Origin of the sequence: Thalassotalea euphylliae (assembly GCF_003390395.1) — a bacterium.
Taxonomy (GTDB): Bacteria; Pseudomonadota; Gammaproteobacteria; order Enterobacterales; family Alteromonadaceae; genus Thalassotalea_F; species Thalassotalea_F euphylliae_C.
In genome coordinates, this window is record NZ_QUOV01000001.1 from 2935569 (window position 1) to 2951738 (window position 16170).

Here is a 16170-nt window from a genome sequence, read left to right on the forward strand (position 1 = left end):
CCTTATTTATGAGTAATCTTTAACGATTCTAGATTAAAGAGAAACGTTAATACCTGCAAATGCACGTCGGCCAACTAAGTCGTAGATCGGGTTAGTTGTATAACCAGGCGCTAGTTTATCGGTTAAGTTACGAACACCAAAGTTAACTGATACGTTGTCGCTTACGCTGTATGCAAACGAAATATCATGCGTTACAACGGTACCAATAAATGCTGGGTCAGTATCTTCTGGCGTATCACCTGTTGGAGAAATATCCAATGTAAAACTGCGATCGATTAGGCGTGTTGACCAGCTAACAACTAAGTCATCAAGCTCGTAGTCAGCACCAAAGCGCATCTGCCACTCTGGATCACCTACTTCGCCATCTTCTACATTAATTTCATCTGGACGGTTTTGGAACTCAAACTGTTCTAATTCAAGTAATTTATTTACAAGTAAGTTCATACGAACTTCACCTGGTAAGTCAAAAGCGCTTAAATCAGTACCGTAGCGTAGCTGGGCTTCAACACCTTTAGTTGTTAGCTTAGCAGCGTTTAAGTAGCCCGAGCGTACTAGCGTAATATCGTTAGTAACAGGATCACGGTCAATTTGGCTACAGAAACCTAAATCAGGACCACCAGTTGCATCAACACAGTTATCAGCAACATTTTGAACACTTACGAAAGTAATCGCGTCTGTGATCTCAATATCATAGTAATCAACGGTTAATGAGAAATCTTCTGCAAACGATGGTGTCCAAACAAAACCAGCAGTTAGTGACTCAGACTCTTCAGATACAAGATCAGGGTTACCGCCCGCTAACGTGTCAACAGATACGTTATCATTCGCTTGGAAACCAGCAGGAATACCTAACGCCGCACAGTTTGCAGCTCTGTCTGGATCATCTGGAATATTGTCAGCATCACAAGGATCGCTCACACGGCCGAAGCCAGGAGATACAGGGTCAAATGCTTCAGTAATATTTGGAGCACGAACCGCTTCACCTAATGTACCGCGAATTCTGAGGTCTTCAATTGGCGCATACATAAAGCCAACTTTCCACGCATCGGCTGTACCAGCATGTGAATAGTCTGCCGTACGGAACGCCGCATCAAGCGTTAGCTCATGTGCAAATGCAACCTCTGATAATAGCGGTAAGCTCACCTCTACAAAGAACTCAGTTACGTCGTACTCACCATATGAATCTGGCGTTGCAGCACTTGTTAAAAAGCCGCGTTTAGTAAACTCATCAGTTATTGAGCCTGATGTTTCTTCACGGTATTCAAAACCAGCAGCAACACCAATACCGCCACCTTGTAACGATAAGAATTCAGACGTATCAAATACGATAGAGCCACCGATGAATTCTTGCGTAATTTCATCTTCACGCTTTACGTCAGCTGATACAAAGTCACGTGCTTCTTGCGAAGAAGACTGACCAAATGGGTTAAAGGCAACACATGGTCCACCAATAATACCTTCGTCATCACGACAAACAGCTTCACCGGTTTCTGGGTCAATTACTGAGTCAACTGCTGCAGCAAAGTTATCAGGAATAAGGTCGTTTAGCGTATTACGAGTATTGGTAGTTTCACCATAAACATAGTAAAGCTCCCAATCAAAATCAGTTTCACTTACAACGAATGAACCATCAAAGCCCGCTGTGTAACGGAATAATTCACGACGGTTATCAGCTGAGCGGTTACCTAACTCATCAAAGAATTTCGCCATAGATACTGTAGTTTGACCAGCATCTAACAATGTTTGACGAAGTGTTGGGTCAAGGAAAGCATTTTCTTCTACATTAATGCTAATGTTACCGAAGCGGAAAGATGGTTGGAACTGCTGAACAATGTCAGAACGTACATACTTAACACTACTGTTAAACGAAATATTATCGGTAATATCATAAGTTAATGTCGAACTAACATTTACTTTATCTACATCTGGAGAATAGTTTTCATAGTCTTCAGTAAAGAAACAGTACTGACAACCATCAGGGAAATTACCAAATGCAAAACTGTTGGTAAATTGACGATCTGTCTGCACCAACGGGTTACCTGCATCATCAAATACCCAACGACCAGCAGCGCCACCAAATGGGTTAATTACGCCATTAGCATGGATAAATTCTGAACCTACATTTGGCACTCTTAATCGGTCTGGAATGCCGTCATCTTCACCACCATCTTCTGGGTTAGCAATAGTCCCCCAGTTATTGTATTGGCGAATATCATTAGCCATTACTTCACCAATGCGCTCAAGGCTAGTGAAGAAGGTAACATTACCTTTGCCATCAGCGAAGTCAGTACCAGACAAAATGCTAATTGTGTGGTTGCGCTCATTAACACCTTCAGTTGACTTGGTACCTGTAACATTAAGTTCAAAGCCATCGTAATCTTTCTTAAGAATTACATTAATTACGCCTGAAACCGCGTCTGAACCGTAAACAGCAGAAGCACCACCAGTGATAACTTCAACACGCTCAATTAATGCTGCAGGAATCGTCGACAAGTCTACTGTCGCTTCACCTGGATTACCCGCTACGTGGCGCTTACCATTAACTAGAACAAGTGTACGAGATGAACCTAAGCGGCGTAAATCAGCAGAACTTGTACCGGCGAAAGCATTACTACCATTGTTACCAATAAGTGTATCAGTCGCACCAATTGCAGGTAATTCACCTAAAATACTACCTAAGTCTGGCGTACCAAACTTTTGAATATCTTTGGCATCAAGTGTAATGACAGGCGTTGGTTGAGAAAGCTCAGAGCGAGCAATACGAGAACCAGTTACCTCGATAACTTCTTCATCTTCACTTTGTTGAATATCTTCAGCTAGTGCTGGCATCGCAACGGCTGATGAAGCACCAATGAACATAGCATAACGTACCGCTTTTGCTACGCGTGAATTGTGAAACATAGTTTCTCCCTGGACCACTTCAAGAGTGATTGTTTTTATTGTGTTTTTGAATTTATTTGAACCTTCGAATTGATAATTAAGACTGGAGTCTTTATTCAAAGGTGTACCTGATACTAGCCATAAACCAAGGTTATCGTCAACACATATATTTACAATTAATTAACCTTGTTTACATTTTATACACACCTGTGAATTTATTGACATAATTTGACATGAATTATGCAAATTCGGTCGAAAGCGATAAAAAAAACCGTGATATACTCGCGCTTTCGCTATTTTCGAGGTTAGTTAATGGATCCAGTATTAGACATCAGCATGTGGGTTATTATATGTGCAGTCGGATTTATTGCTGGGTTTATTGATGCTATTGCTGGTGGCGGCGGAATGTTAACCGTTCCTACCCTACTCGCTTCTGGCTTACCACCACACGTTGCACTCGGAACCAACAAATTAGCTTCAAGCTTTGGTACTTTAACCGCTTCGTTTACCTTCTATAGTAAAAAGTTATTTAATCCCAGCTTTTGGCGATACGCGCTAACGTTTACCGCAATTGGAGCAGTTGTGGGAACACTTGTTGTCAGCCATATTTCAACTGAGTGGTTAGAGCGAGGTCTACCCATATTGATTATGGCAACAGCCATCTACACGCTCATTGCGAAGAATGTTTGTAACGATCAAATGGGACTACCTAAATCTTCAAAGCAAGTTCAACGAAAACAAATGTGCCAAGGTACACTGCTCGGTTTTTATGATGGTGTCGCCGGTCCCGGCACGGGCGCGTTTTGGATGGCATCAAGCTCTGCTTTATATAAGATGAACTTATTATTTAGCTCTGGCCTTTCAAGATCGTGTAACTTTGTTAGTAATATTTGCTCATTAGCAACATTTGTCTACCTAGGGCATGTTAATGTCTTGCTTGGTATATCCATGGGCTTATTTCTAATGCTAGGTGCATGGGTTGGCGCACATTCTGCTATTCGATTTGGCAGTCGATTTATTCGACCCGTGTTTATTTTTGTGGTGTGTATTATTTCCCTTAATCTTGCGTGGCAAGCTTGGTTTAACGGCTAACACAACTTAGATATTAAAGTGCTAGTGATGTTGAAACGCCTAATTCAAAGTTAAGCACTAAAGTTAATCACAATTGATGAATTAAATTAGCACCATAAAAAATGCCAGCTTTGTTTGCTGGCATTTTTGTTTCACTTGCTTATCAAGTTAACTAAGCGATTATAGCGAGATATTGATACCCGCGTAGGCTCTGCGACCTACTAAATCATAAAGTGCATTAGTAATATAACCCGGCGCTAACTTATCCGTTAGGTTACGAATACCCGCATTGACTGCAATGGTATCAGACACTTGGTAGCTGAAACCTAAGTCGTGAGTAATAATAGTGCCAACAAACGCCGGTGATGTATCTTCTGGTGTGTCACCCGTTGGTGATATATCCAATGTAAAGCTTCGATCAATCATGCGTGATGACCAACTAACAGTTAAATCATCTAGCTGGTAATCAGCGCCAAAACGCACTTGCCACTCTGGATCACCCACTTCACCGTCTTCCACGTTGATTTCATCTGGACGATCTTGGAATTCAAACTCTTCTAGCTCTAGTAACTTGTTTACCAATAAGTTCATTGTTACTTCACCCGGCAGATTGACGGCGCCAAGTCCCGTCACGTATCGAGCCTGTGCTTCAATACCTTTAGTGTTCAATGCTGCGGCATTCAAATAGCCAGAGCGTACTAATGAAATATCATTGGTCACAGGATCACGGTCTACCTGACTACAGAAGCCTTGATCTAAACCACCAGTGGCATCAACACAGTTATCAACAACATTTTGCGCTGAAACGAAAGTGATCGCATCAGTAATTTCAATGTCGTAGTAATCTAGGGTTAAAGAGAAATCTTCAATATATGATGGTGTCCATACGGCACCAATAGTCAGCGATTCAGACTCTTCAGATTCAAGGTTAGCATTACCGCCCGACAGCAAATCTACAGATACGTTATCATTCGCTTCAAAACCTGATGGAATTCCAAGTGCAGCACAGTTCGCAATACGATCTGCGTCATCAGTAATATTGTCAACGTCACAAGGGTCATTTACGTTAGCAAAACCCGGTGATAACGGATCGAACGCTTCTGTGATATTCGGAGCACGAACCGCTTCACCTAACGTACCACGAATACGCAAATCTTCGAATGGCGCATACATTAACCCAACTTTCCAAGCTTCTGCAGTACCCGCATGCGAGTAATCTGCGCTGCGAAATGCACCGTCAAGTGTTAACTCGTGGGCAAATGCAACACCCGATAATAGTGGTAGGCTAACTTCAATAAAAAACTCGCTAACATCATACTCACCGTAAGAATCAGGCGTTGCGGCGCTCGTTAAGAATCCGCCTTTAGTTAGTTCATCAGTTGTTGAACCTGATGTTTCCTCACGATATTCAAAACCAGTCGCGATGCCAACAGGACCACCTGGAAGCTCGAAAAACTCGCTCGAATCAAATACTAATGTACCGCCGATAAATTCCTGCGTTATTTCATCCTTGCGCGTTACATCAGCTGAAACAAAATCTCTTGCTGCTTGCGAGCTGCTTTGACCAAACGGATTGAACGCAACACATTCTGCAGGATTGATTTTTGCAGGGTCTTCATAACCTTCGCCTTGTGCACTCGCTAACTGACTGCGACATACCGCTTCACCCGTTGCAGGATCAATGACGGAGTCAACAGCCGACGCAAAGTTGCTCGGGATTAGATCGTTAAGTGTGTTACGGGTATTGGTAGTTTTACCGTAAACGTAGTAAAGCTCCCAATCAAAATCGGTTTCGCTTAATGTAAATGCGCCATTGAAACCAGCGGTGTAACGGAACAACTCACGGCGGTTGTCTGCTGAACGGTTACCCAACTCATCAAAGAATTTCGCCATAGAAACTGTATTTTGGCCAGCATCCAGCAGTGTTTGACGAAGTGTTGGGTCTAAAAAGGCATTGTCTTCTACATTAATGCTGATATTACCAAAACGGAATGATGGCTGGAATTGCTGCTTAATGTCTGAGCGCACAAACTTAACATCACCATTGAAAGTAATGTTATCTGTGATGTCGTAAGTTAATGTTGAGCTAAGGTTAACCTTCTCTACTTCTGGCGAGTAATTCTCGTAGTTCTCTGGTGAAAAACAATAGTCACAGCCATCAGGGAAATTACCGAACGCAAAGCTGCTGGTATTTTCACGTTCAACTTGTCTTAATGGGTTACCTGCATCGTCAAACACCCATAGCCCTGCCGCACCGCCAAATGGGTTAATCACGCCATTAGCATGGATTAACTCAGACATGACATTGGTGACACGTAAACGGTCAGCAATACCATCATCTTCGCCCGTGTTAAGTGGGTTGATGACGGTTCCCCAATTGTCGTACTGGCGAATATCAGTTGCCAACACTTCACCAATGCGATCATAACTAGCAAAAAACGTTACGTTACCATCCTCTAAATCAGTACCTGCTAGAATACTAATCGTGTGATTTCGAGAATTAACACCTTCGGTAGACTTGGCACCTGTAACATTAAAATCAAAACCATCGTAGTCTTTTTTCAAGATAACGTTAATAACACCAGAAACGGCATCAGAGCCATAAATAGCAGAAGCACCACCAGTTATTACTTCAACTCGCTCAATCAACCCTGCTGGGATTGTTGATAAATCAACCGTCGCTTCACCCGGGTTACCAGCAACATGACGCTTACCATTGACAAGCACCAAGGTGCGTGACGCACCTAAACTACGTAAATCGGCAGAGCTAGTACCTGCTACATCATTGTCACCGTTATTGCCAATTAATGAATCACCCGCGCCAATAGCTGGCAACTCACTTAAAATACTACCTAAATCTGGTGTACCAAATTTTTGAATATCCCTTGCTTCCAAGGTTACGACTGGTGTCGGCTGAGATAGTTCTGAACGCGCGATACGAGATCCTGTTACTTGGATCACTTCTTCATCTTCATTCGCCTGCACGTCTTGTGCGTTGGCAGCCATTGTGGTTACTGATGACACACCAAAAACCACAGCTAAGCGAACAGCTTTAGCTATTTTAGTGTTGTTAAACATATTTTATCCCATGTACAGCGCATATTTATGCACCGTTAAATTAGTGTTTTATCTTTTTGAAGTTACCAACGACTGACGGCTGATATACGGCTGATATAGCAGCTTGATCTCATTGGGGCGGGCAATTATTCACAAAATCACACGGGCTTCAAGAGGGCTTAATTAAGTGAGTTTTTATTCACATACCTTTAGCATGTATTTTGTTGGAGCAATTCGTTTTTTTATCGGAAAAAGCGCCTAAAACAAAATAAATGAGGGCGATTACGTAAAAATCAGCCTGAAAAAAAGTATGTAACTTTTTGATCGATTTTAGTTAAAAACTGACCAAATGGTTAATTAGCTATTAAATCGTTGAACTGCATTCGTCAATATTGATTGATATTTGCCATAGCTCAAACCTTGCAGGTATATCAATTGCACTTCTTGCTGACGCATCAAGTACGCTGATAAAACATAATTTTGTGCCAGAGCAGAGCCAAATTGGTTAGCATTTTAACGCAACTCAAGTTAGGCTTACGGTTAAACAGAATAATTATACCAATTTCAATAAGTACTTGATAATTCTGGCTGGTTAAAACACTCATTAACAGCGTTGTTATTTTTGAAATTAGAAAAACTAGTTACCAAAAAATAACGCCTTGCTTATGAACCTTTTTCCAGTGCCATAATTGATCAATTTCTTAATTCAATTGGTATTAGAAAAACCAGAGGAATAGCATGAAAATTTCTGACGATATTCATAATTACTATGAAAACCTAGTTGTAGAGCAGTTCAAAGAACTAAAGCTTGATGATAAGTATGACAGTGATTTTATGGCCGACTTAACTTGTATTGTGCTAAATCAATTGCCAACACGTTACATTCGCCACGAAGTTGATATGGCGTTTTATTTGCCTGCATCAGAGCGCTTTGAAATGGAAAGCAAAGTAAAAGTTGCTGTGCAAAAAGGTTTAGAGTTTATGAAGGTGCATCACTAATTCACCTTAACCTAGCGATCGCTTTCGATCAGCAAATGCTCTAATAACTGTTGCACTTGCTGATCAGCGTCAACAAACGCAATCCCAACATTAACCTTACCTTGCTGATAACGGCTGTTACACACCTTAGCGGGAATATGCAAACTCGCTTCTTCAGATAAAGCAATCACTACCACGATATCGGTTTTATTAACACTCAGCTTACTGTTATTAGATTTAAACGAAAAACCACAACCTTTTGCAGATACATCGTTAATGACACCGCTAATTCGCGCTTGTCCTTCTCCTTTTTCTTTGCTGGCACATATCGCCGCGGGTAAATGGGTTACGTAGCGTTGATGATTGCGCAGCTCTCGGTTTTCTATACTTGCTGGAAAATCGATAAAGATCATAATGTAAGGGTGCTTACTTACCGCCCGAATTGTTGACTTAAACGCACAACATTGCCCTTGGCTACCCTCAACAATATAACGCACAATCACCATATTACCTTCTACTAGGACATCTTGATAACTGCTCAGTTTCGAAGGCTCTGGGTGCTTTATAATGATGTATTGCCCAACCGAATAACCAACGAGAGAAGTTTTCAGGCGAAGTCCTACAGGGTGCGTAAATTGTAAGTCTAACTGCTTGCCAGGCAATAGCTCAAAATACTGCTGAGTTGAAAGTGCTAAATTTTCCATATCGTCCATGATTAAAAGAACTCTAATCCGACTATAAAAATTTATCGTCTAAATAACAAGCACTTGGTCGTAAGTAAAACAGTGGATTTAGCGTGCAATATGAATAAAACTAACTTTATCAGTTTGAATAAACGCTGGAAAAGTAAAATAAAGAATGCGAAGAAAAGAAAAAATTGGGTGGTCACCCAATCAGCCACACTCCGGCACATGAGTCGTCTGCTACGGTTGCTCCCTTCCGGGCCTGGCCGGGTTAACAGAGTATCATTGCGAAGGGACCGAAAGGGTCACCATAAAACTGTTTTCAAAGCAATTTAAGGGCAAACGCTTATCTAACAACGGCGCGAATTATCGCTAATGCAAAATTCAGTTGCAAGTATTAGTTAGCAATATCGCACCGTCTGCGGCTTTTTTAACCAAACTAATCACTAAGCGCCCTAATGTTGCTTTATTGCTCAGCTAGTGCTTTACTGCTCGGCTTGGGCGCGAGCTAAGGCGTCGCTAAATTCAAGTAGGAATGATTTAATCACTAGCAAATTGTCTTTACCTACTCGCAATAAAAGCTTATCCGCTTCAGGTAATTGCTCTATGTCTTGCTCAGCATATTTGTACATTACGCTCGGTCTAACTAAAACGACATCATTGTTAGGAAACTCCATATCCAACACTCTTACCAAGGCATCTTGGAGTACTTCGGTAAAATCTTGATCTTCATAGCCTAATTCACCATAAGCTTGATCTATCAATGGCTTTAACTCAAAGTACCACGTTGCCAGTTGCTCAGGTTCAAATGAGCGCAGTAAATCAACATATAACTTGAATCGCGCCGACTGAGCATCATTCCAAAGCCATTGCTGCTTCGCCATGGCATTTACGCTGCTGTTATCTAGATTATCAACAGAATTTGAAGTGGTATCAGTTGGCTGTGTGTCAGCGTTTAATTCTGTCGCGGAAAACTTAGTTTGCGGCTGTGTGAGTGGGCTGTATTCGTATGAAACTAGGCCTTGTGCAAAGTTGTCAGTAAACACCACAAGGCGACGTACCATGTCATCATCAATAACTAGTCTAAGTAGCTCTTTACGCCAAGTTAATTCAGAAAGCTTTTGCTTCACCCAACTGTCACTATTATCCAGCAATGGCAATTCAACTTTAGGTGCTTCTTCAACAACTGGTTCTTCAATAATTTGAGGTAGTTCGACTATTGGCTCGGGGACTACTTCAACGACCTCTTCAATCACCTCTTCGACTTCTGGCTCTACAACTAATTCTGGTTGCGGTGCAACAACCGGTTCAGTCGGCGCAGGCACTGTTTTTTCGCCTGAAAAATAGAGGTAACTAGCGGCACTAAGAGCGACGATAACAGCCAATAAGATGGCCAAATTATTGGATTTATTTTCTGGTTTTTCTGAAGTTTTTGATGATAACGGCTGAGATTCTGTCATAAATAAAATTCATTCTACTTTGGTGAATTAACTTAATACTAAGTTTAGTCAAAGTGCTAGCTAGACATCACTAAGCTAGCTTTACATACTCGTCTTTTTAGACCAGTAAATGCGCAAAAGTTTAACAAATACACGAAAAAAAAGAGTAGCTTAGCGTTCACTTTTAGTAACTAGATGTAACGTTATATTGGCTATTTTCATTCGTCACTCAAAGTTAAACAAAGCTTATATTTTAACGGTTTTCTTATTGATATCGTATTCGCGCAGCTTATTGGCTATCGCGGTGTGGCTCAAACCAAGTTTCTTCGCGAGTTGACGAGAGCTTGGATAAGCTGGGTACAATTTGCGCAAGATATCTGCTTCATACTGTTTTACCGCTTGATCTAAGGTACCTTCAAACTCCTGTTCTAGATAACCGTGTTCACGCGTATAAGAAGGCAGCTGTAAATGTTCCGTTTCTAATACATTGCCTTCCAATAGTGAAACAGCCCGAATCAAAACATTTTCTAATTGCCTAACATTGCCTGGCCATGGGTAATGTTCAATAAAATCGCGACAATCTTCACTCATTTTTAGGTTGTACTTACCCGTCATTTGCGCGGTTTTATTAATAAAGTGCTCGGCCAGCGGCAAAATGTCTGCTCGGCGATCGCGCAGTGATGGTACGTTTAAACCTAGCACGTTGAGTCGATAATAGAGATCTTCGCGAAACTCCCCCTGTGCAACTAAGCTAAGTAAATCTTTATTGGTAGAGCTAATAAAGCGAACATTAACCTTGATTTCTTGCTCATCATCAACTCGTCTAAAACTGCCATCTTCGATGACGCGAAGCAGCTTAATTTGTAGTTTAGGTGACATTTCCCCCACTTCATCGAGGAAAATAGTACCGCCGTCGGCAGTTTCAAATAACCCTTTTTTGTGTGCATTGCCAGCTTGAGCACCACAGCCAAAAAGTTCTGTTTCTGCAACATCGTCGGGCAGCGAAGCACAATTTAATGCCATAAACGGGCTTTCTGCTCTATCACTTGCGATATGACAGGCTTTGGCAATCAACTCTTTACCAACACCGGTTTCCCCCACAATCAACATGGATGAATCCAGCAAAGACATTCGTTTGGCTTCTCGTACCACTTTGCGCATGGCACTACTTGACGCTTGAATGCCGACAAAGTTGCCATCATTTTGCTGCTTGAAAACGCTAATCTGCTGACCTAAGCGGGCTTCTGATTTTAAAATAAATACCGCGCCAGCCATCACTGGTTGACCTTGCTCATCAAACACACTAATCGGCAAGATGTCTGCCACAAAATCATCTTCTTTAAACTTAATGCGTTGAGTTTGGGCAAGTACGTCGCCAGATTCTAACCAGCGTGTGATGTTGAACCCTTTGATCCATTGACTCGCAGGCTCGCCAATGATTGATTTGAGATCTTCACCGATAATCGACAGTGCCACTTCGTTAACACCACGAACATTGCCACGTGTATCAATCGAAATAAAAGGATCGGGGAAAGTACGAATTAAAGTCGCAAGTTCATTGCGTTCGCGCTCTGAAGGCATAAATGGCGTGGTTTTAACATCCTTCACACCTTCAAGTAATCGCAATTGCGGCATAAAGGTTTGCAGCTCAGAAAAGTCTAAATCTGGAATATGAACAAAAATGTGGCCGGTTTCTGTAACGGCATCAATACCCTTAATATTGATTTTGTGCTCAACAAAAACACCCAATACCTGCTGTGCAACACCTACGCGATCTTCACATACGATCTCTAAACGCATAAAAAAGCCTCAATCACAAAGATGAGGCTATTGTAAACTAATTTGTACAATAATAAAGTACAAAGTTAACGTAAACGTTAATTGCTCAGCAGTAAATCGGTTTTAGCAGCGCAAATAAAATCATTTTTATGCAGGCCCTTAATAGAATGACTCCACCAAGTTACGGTAACTTTTCCCCACTCAAGCAGAATGGCTGGGTGATGAAATTCTTGCTCAGCCAGTTCAGATACCTTGTTTGCGAAAGCCCAAGCAAGTTTATAATTCTTAAATTTATATTCACGCTCTAACATCATGATACCGTCACGCACCTGTGGAACCCAGTCAGGGATCTCTTTGATGAGCACTGCGAGTTCTTCTTCACTCACTTTAGGGGCATCAACATGGCAGGCTTCACACTGCTGTTTCGAAAGTGTTGTTGTCATTATTATTCCTTAACTGGCTATTTTTTCTTGTGTTGATGGGTTCTTTTTCGGGAATTTTGGCGCATGTAAACCAAGCGCTTTGGCCTGTTCAACAAGCGACATTAAATCAAGCGCTCGAATAGCGTCTAAATCAGACATTTTCTCAATCATAAAATAAATTGGCTGCATGATATCGATACGATAAGGAGTTCTAAGCACATCAAGTACTTGCGCTTCATTCGTTAAATAACGACGCTCTGCGTTACCTTCACACATTGCATAATCCGTTTCACCTGGCGAAGACAAAACTCCACCACCATAAATGCGTAACCCCTGAGGTGTTTGCATTAAACCGAATTCAACCGTAAACCAGTAAAGGCGGGCAAGGTACACTCTGTCTTCTTTGCTTGCGTTCAAACCAAGTTGGCCATAGGCCTGCGTAAAGTTGGCAAAAGCTGGGTTAGTGAGCATGGCACAATGACCAAATATTTCATGAAAGATATCAGGCTCTTGCAAGTAGTCGAACTCTTCTTTCGAACGAATAAACGTCGCCACAGGAAACTTCTTTTCTGACAGTAAGCGGAAGAACTCACCAAAACCAATTAGCGCTGGCACTTGTGCACATTGCCAGCCAGTTTCAGCCATAAGCACTTGGTTAACTTCACTAAGTTGTGGAATGCGATTGGTCGGTAAATTTAATTTCTCAAGCCCCTGCATATACTCATCACATGCCTTGCCTTGAACGCAAGCAAGTTGACGCTCAATCAATGCTTGCCACGTTTGGTTTTCTTCTTCACTCCAGTGAATAAACCCATTATCGTCGGCTTTTTTGGAAACGTATTTCGTCGCCTTCCCCATACTACTAACCTTTTAAATTTTATATATACCCAAACCTCTTCAAGATTCTTGCTTCAGTTGAAATAAAAAAGATTTCGACACAGTTTAGAAGAGTAAGCGTAGCCTCTCCCCCCGCTTCCATGATGGTATTGCATAGATAGCCAACAATAGTTGCTCCCTTTATTAGGTGGCAACTATTACCCGGCAGCAAAATCAATAACGCATTATGAATCGTTTTTTAAATCACCCCTTCGGGCGCTTCACAGGAACTTACTCTCATCGTTGCAGCTAATTGAAAGGGAATAACCATTCCTGCTAGCTGCGCCTTGATATTAAGCCCCTGTGATAGCGCTGAATCATGTCTCTAGAAGTGGTTTGGGTATAGTGTTAAACCACATTAGCTGAGCTCATATTATGTGAACTCAACTAAATTTGGGAAGTTTGATGGGAAACTGAGGTGATGAAAAACCGTACAATATTGTATACAAGGAGAAAAAACACGTTAGTTGGGCTTACTACCCTTAACGAGTTTCTTCACTTGGCTAATCACTTCGCTTCTAACTTGCGAAAGCCTTGGTGCCTGATCATCAAAAGGCAGCGGACGGCACAAGTATATGGTCTTTAATCCCAAACGCGCTGTTAACATACCTGCACCTAAGCCTTGTGCTAGTCGACCAGACAGGCGACCTAGCAGCTCTGCACCTAGCATATCAGCCGAAATGTCAGCGACCACTTCACTCGCACCAGCGTAAATCATATTACCAACTACTTGTTTGACTAATTTGATACGACTCCAATAGCCAAGCTTTAAGCCGTACAAACCGGCAATTTTTTCAACCATGGTTAAGTTGCGCCACAGCATAATTGCCATATCTAACAACGCAATAGGGCTAAGCGCTACTAAAACCACAGATTCTGACGAATAACGAGCCACTTCTGACAACGCTTTTTGATCAGTTTCACTTAACACTTGTCGGCTGTATAGCGCTAACAATTCTTGATCGTTATAAGACTGCTCCGTACTGGTTTGCCAACGTTTGCTTTGCTCTTCACTTAAATCAAGCGCTAATTGCTGGCTAACCCTATCTAGCACGCTTGGCGCTTGCCCTTGGCTACTACTGTTTTGCATTTGGCGCAATTGTTCGCGCAGTTTGTCACGACTTTTTAATTGGCTTAGGCCAATCAATTCTTTATAGGCAGCACTGCCGCCCAATATTGTAGCAATTCCCAAAAGCACACCGTAAAGCGTAGTAGTTACAGGTGATTCAGTGATACCTGTTGCAAAAAAGTCGACCAACTCAATGCCGATAACGCCTACTAGCGCCACAGCAAATAATCGCCAAAGCCATGAGGGTTTGCTCGTCACCACCTCTTGTTCAATGGCTAGCGATTCATCAAGTTCAGCTTGCTGAGCTTGCCAGTCATCATTATCGACAATAATTTGTTCTGATACTGAAGGTAACGTTTTACCTACCTCATGCTCAGTAGATGCTTTTGCACTAAGCCCACCCTCATTAAATTCTTGCTCTTCAAAAAGGATTTGTTGCTGAAATTTAGTAGGTTCGGTCATGACATTTTATCCCCTAACAAGAACTGTAATACTTGATCGATTCTCAGGTGAGGCAGGGCTTCATGCTCAGCCATTCCCTGCTTAGGCGCAAAACTGACAAAGTTAAAGTGATGATTAGCCCAGTAATCCTCATCTGGCAGCTTAGCAGGCACAGCGCCAGGAAACAGCGTGGTCAACTTTCCAGTCCCTTGTGCAAGCCCCCTAACAACTGGAATCGCATGGCCTTGGTGCGAGCTTTGCCCATAGTCCGTTGACTTGATTGAGGCAATGGCGAGCGATTTGATATCGATGGCGTTGAAACTGATTTGTTGTTTTGTGCCATGAACAAGCTGGTTCATTAAGGACACCAAATGGGTATGTTGCTCAGGAGTGACGTGATCTGCCTTAGTCGCCGCAAACATAAGTTTGTCTATTTTGGGGCTGAACAAGCGACTGAATAAGCTAGACTGGCCATAATGATAGCTTTGCATAATCATATTCATTGCCAATTTTAAATCTTCAAAGCTCGCCTTGCCGTTATTTAACGGTGTTAAGCAATCGGCAAGCACAATCTGTCGATCAAACTTTAAAAAGTGCTTCTTGTAGAATTGTTTAACCACACGTTCGCGATACTCTAGAAAACGCGCCTTTAATGTTCCAATAACACTGCTGTCGCTGGCATTTTGATAAGCATTGCCATCAAGCTTGTCAATGTCGGTAAATGGAAAGAATTCAAGTATTGGCGCACCAGCGAGTTCGCCGGGCAAAATAAAACGGCCCGGCTGGATAACAGAAAGCCCTAATTGATGACGAAAGGTATGTAGCAATTCGGTATAAGTTTTGGCGAGCTCCGCAATTTCTAGCTCATCGGCAGGCTTGAGTGGATCAAGCTCGCTTACCTTTTTCATCCATGTTGCAGCAAATTCAGCTCTTGGTTGCTCGCTTAGCAGTGAAAACATTTGTTCAGACCACTGTTCATAGGTCATGTTCAACATCGGTAAATCGAGCAGCCATTCACCTGGGTAGTCAGTAATATCGAGCGTTAGCGTGGCAAGCTCGGTCGTGTATTTGAGCAAAGAGTCTTTGGGTTTGTATTTTATCGCTAGCCTTAACTCACTAATACCCTTCGTTGCTTGTGGCCATTGAGCGGGCGATTGACTTAGCGCTTTTATCGCATTTTCATAGTCAAAACGCGCAACATGCATATGCTTTTGAGTAACGCGCTTAGCCGCGATAAATCGTTCCTGATGCACAGGGTTAAAAAACGCTAAGTGTTTTTCACCACCTTCATTTAATAATTGATTAACGAGTGAGGTGATAAAAGCGGTTTTGCCACTTCGACTTAAACCGGTAACCGCTAGGTTAACGTGCTGATCTAACGTGCGATTTAACAAGTTACCCGCTTTTTGTTTTAGCTGATCAAACTTATCTTGACTCAATAGTGGCATATACTTCCGTGCCTGCTGTAAATTGTT

General features: G+C 42.0%; 11 protein-coding genes and 1 other RNA gene. 2 read left to right on the plus strand and 10 right to left on the minus strand.

Going from position 1 to position 16170, the window contains the following annotated elements:
- Nucleotides 1-33 precede the first annotated feature (33 nt).
- Entirely contained in the window at nucleotides 34-2901 is a 2868-nt protein-coding gene (locus DXX92_RS12995) for a TonB-dependent receptor plug domain-containing protein (RefSeq protein WP_116000832.1), read from the minus strand.
- Nucleotides 2902-3192: 291 nt separating this feature from the next.
- On the opposite strand from DXX92_RS12995, the gene DXX92_RS13000 reads away from it, so the two are divergent.
- The gene (locus DXX92_RS13000; RefSeq protein ID WP_116000833.1) at nucleotides 3193-3972 is read left to right on the plus strand and encodes a sulfite exporter TauE/SafE family protein; all 780 of its coding nucleotides are present in this window, start codon (nucleotides 3193-3195) and stop codon (nucleotides 3970-3972) included.
- 159 nt (nucleotides 3973-4131) lie between these two features.
- Here the strand turns inward: DXX92_RS13000 and DXX92_RS13005 are convergent, their stop codons facing one another.
- Nucleotides 4132-7029 (minus strand): TonB-dependent receptor domain-containing protein, encoded by a 2898-nt coding sequence (locus tag DXX92_RS13005; RefSeq protein ID WP_116000834.1) that lies wholly within the window; start codon nucleotides 7027-7029, stop codon nucleotides 4132-4134.
- A gap of 717 nt (nucleotides 7030-7746) precedes the next feature.
- Between DXX92_RS13005 and DXX92_RS13010 the strand changes: the two genes are divergently transcribed.
- The gene (locus DXX92_RS13010; RefSeq protein WP_116000835.1) at nucleotides 7747-8007 is read left to right on the plus strand and encodes a late competence development ComFB family protein; all 261 of its coding nucleotides are present in this window, start codon (nucleotides 7747-7749) and stop codon (nucleotides 8005-8007) included.
- Between the two features lie 11 nt (nucleotides 8008-8018).
- Here the strand turns inward: DXX92_RS13010 and DXX92_RS13015 are convergent, their stop codons facing one another.
- The 8 genes from DXX92_RS13015 to DXX92_RS13050 form a co-directional block, all read right to left on the minus strand.
- Nucleotides 8019-8690, minus strand: a complete 672-nt coding sequence (locus DXX92_RS13015; RefSeq protein WP_116002427.1) for a flagellar brake protein — start codon at nucleotides 8688-8690, stop codon at nucleotides 8019-8021.
- 184 nt (nucleotides 8691-8874) lie between these two features.
- An RNA gene (gene ffs / locus DXX92_RS13020) (signal recognition particle sRNA small type) lies at nucleotides 8875-8971 on the minus strand.
- A 183-nt stretch (nucleotides 8972-9154) separates the two neighbouring features.
- Nucleotides 9155-10129 carry a DUF3014 domain-containing protein gene (locus DXX92_RS13025; RefSeq protein ID WP_116000836.1) on the minus strand — a complete coding sequence of 325 codons (975 nt, stop codon included), beginning with the start codon at nucleotides 10127-10129 and terminating at the stop codon, nucleotides 9155-9157.
- A gap of 225 nt (nucleotides 10130-10354) precedes the next feature.
- Complete coding sequence (gene tyrR / locus DXX92_RS13030) at nucleotides 10355-11908, minus strand: transcriptional regulator TyrR (protein WP_116000837.1); 1554 nt, start codon at nucleotides 11906-11908, stop codon at nucleotides 10355-10357.
- A 77-nt stretch (nucleotides 11909-11985) separates the two neighbouring features.
- Complete coding sequence (locus DXX92_RS13035) at nucleotides 11986-12330, minus strand: 4a-hydroxytetrahydrobiopterin dehydratase (RefSeq protein WP_116000838.1); 345 nt, start codon at nucleotides 12328-12330, stop codon at nucleotides 11986-11988.
- A 9-nt stretch (nucleotides 12331-12339) separates the two neighbouring features.
- On the minus strand, nucleotides 12340-13167 hold the full coding sequence (gene phhA, locus DXX92_RS13040) for a phenylalanine 4-monooxygenase (RefSeq protein ID WP_116000839.1): 828 nt from the start codon (nucleotides 13165-13167) through the stop codon (nucleotides 12340-12342).
- Between the two features lie 481 nt (nucleotides 13168-13648).
- A complete protein-coding gene (locus DXX92_RS13045) occupies nucleotides 13649-14716 on the minus strand; it encodes a YcjF family protein (RefSeq protein WP_116000840.1) in 1068 nt (355 codons plus the stop codon).
- Entirely contained in the window at nucleotides 14713-16143 is a 1431-nt protein-coding gene (locus DXX92_RS13050) for a YcjX family protein (protein ID WP_116000841.1), read from the minus strand. The genes DXX92_RS13045 and DXX92_RS13050 overlap by 4 nt, the downstream gene beginning before the upstream one ends.
- Between the last annotated feature and the right edge of the window lie 27 nt (nucleotides 16144-16170).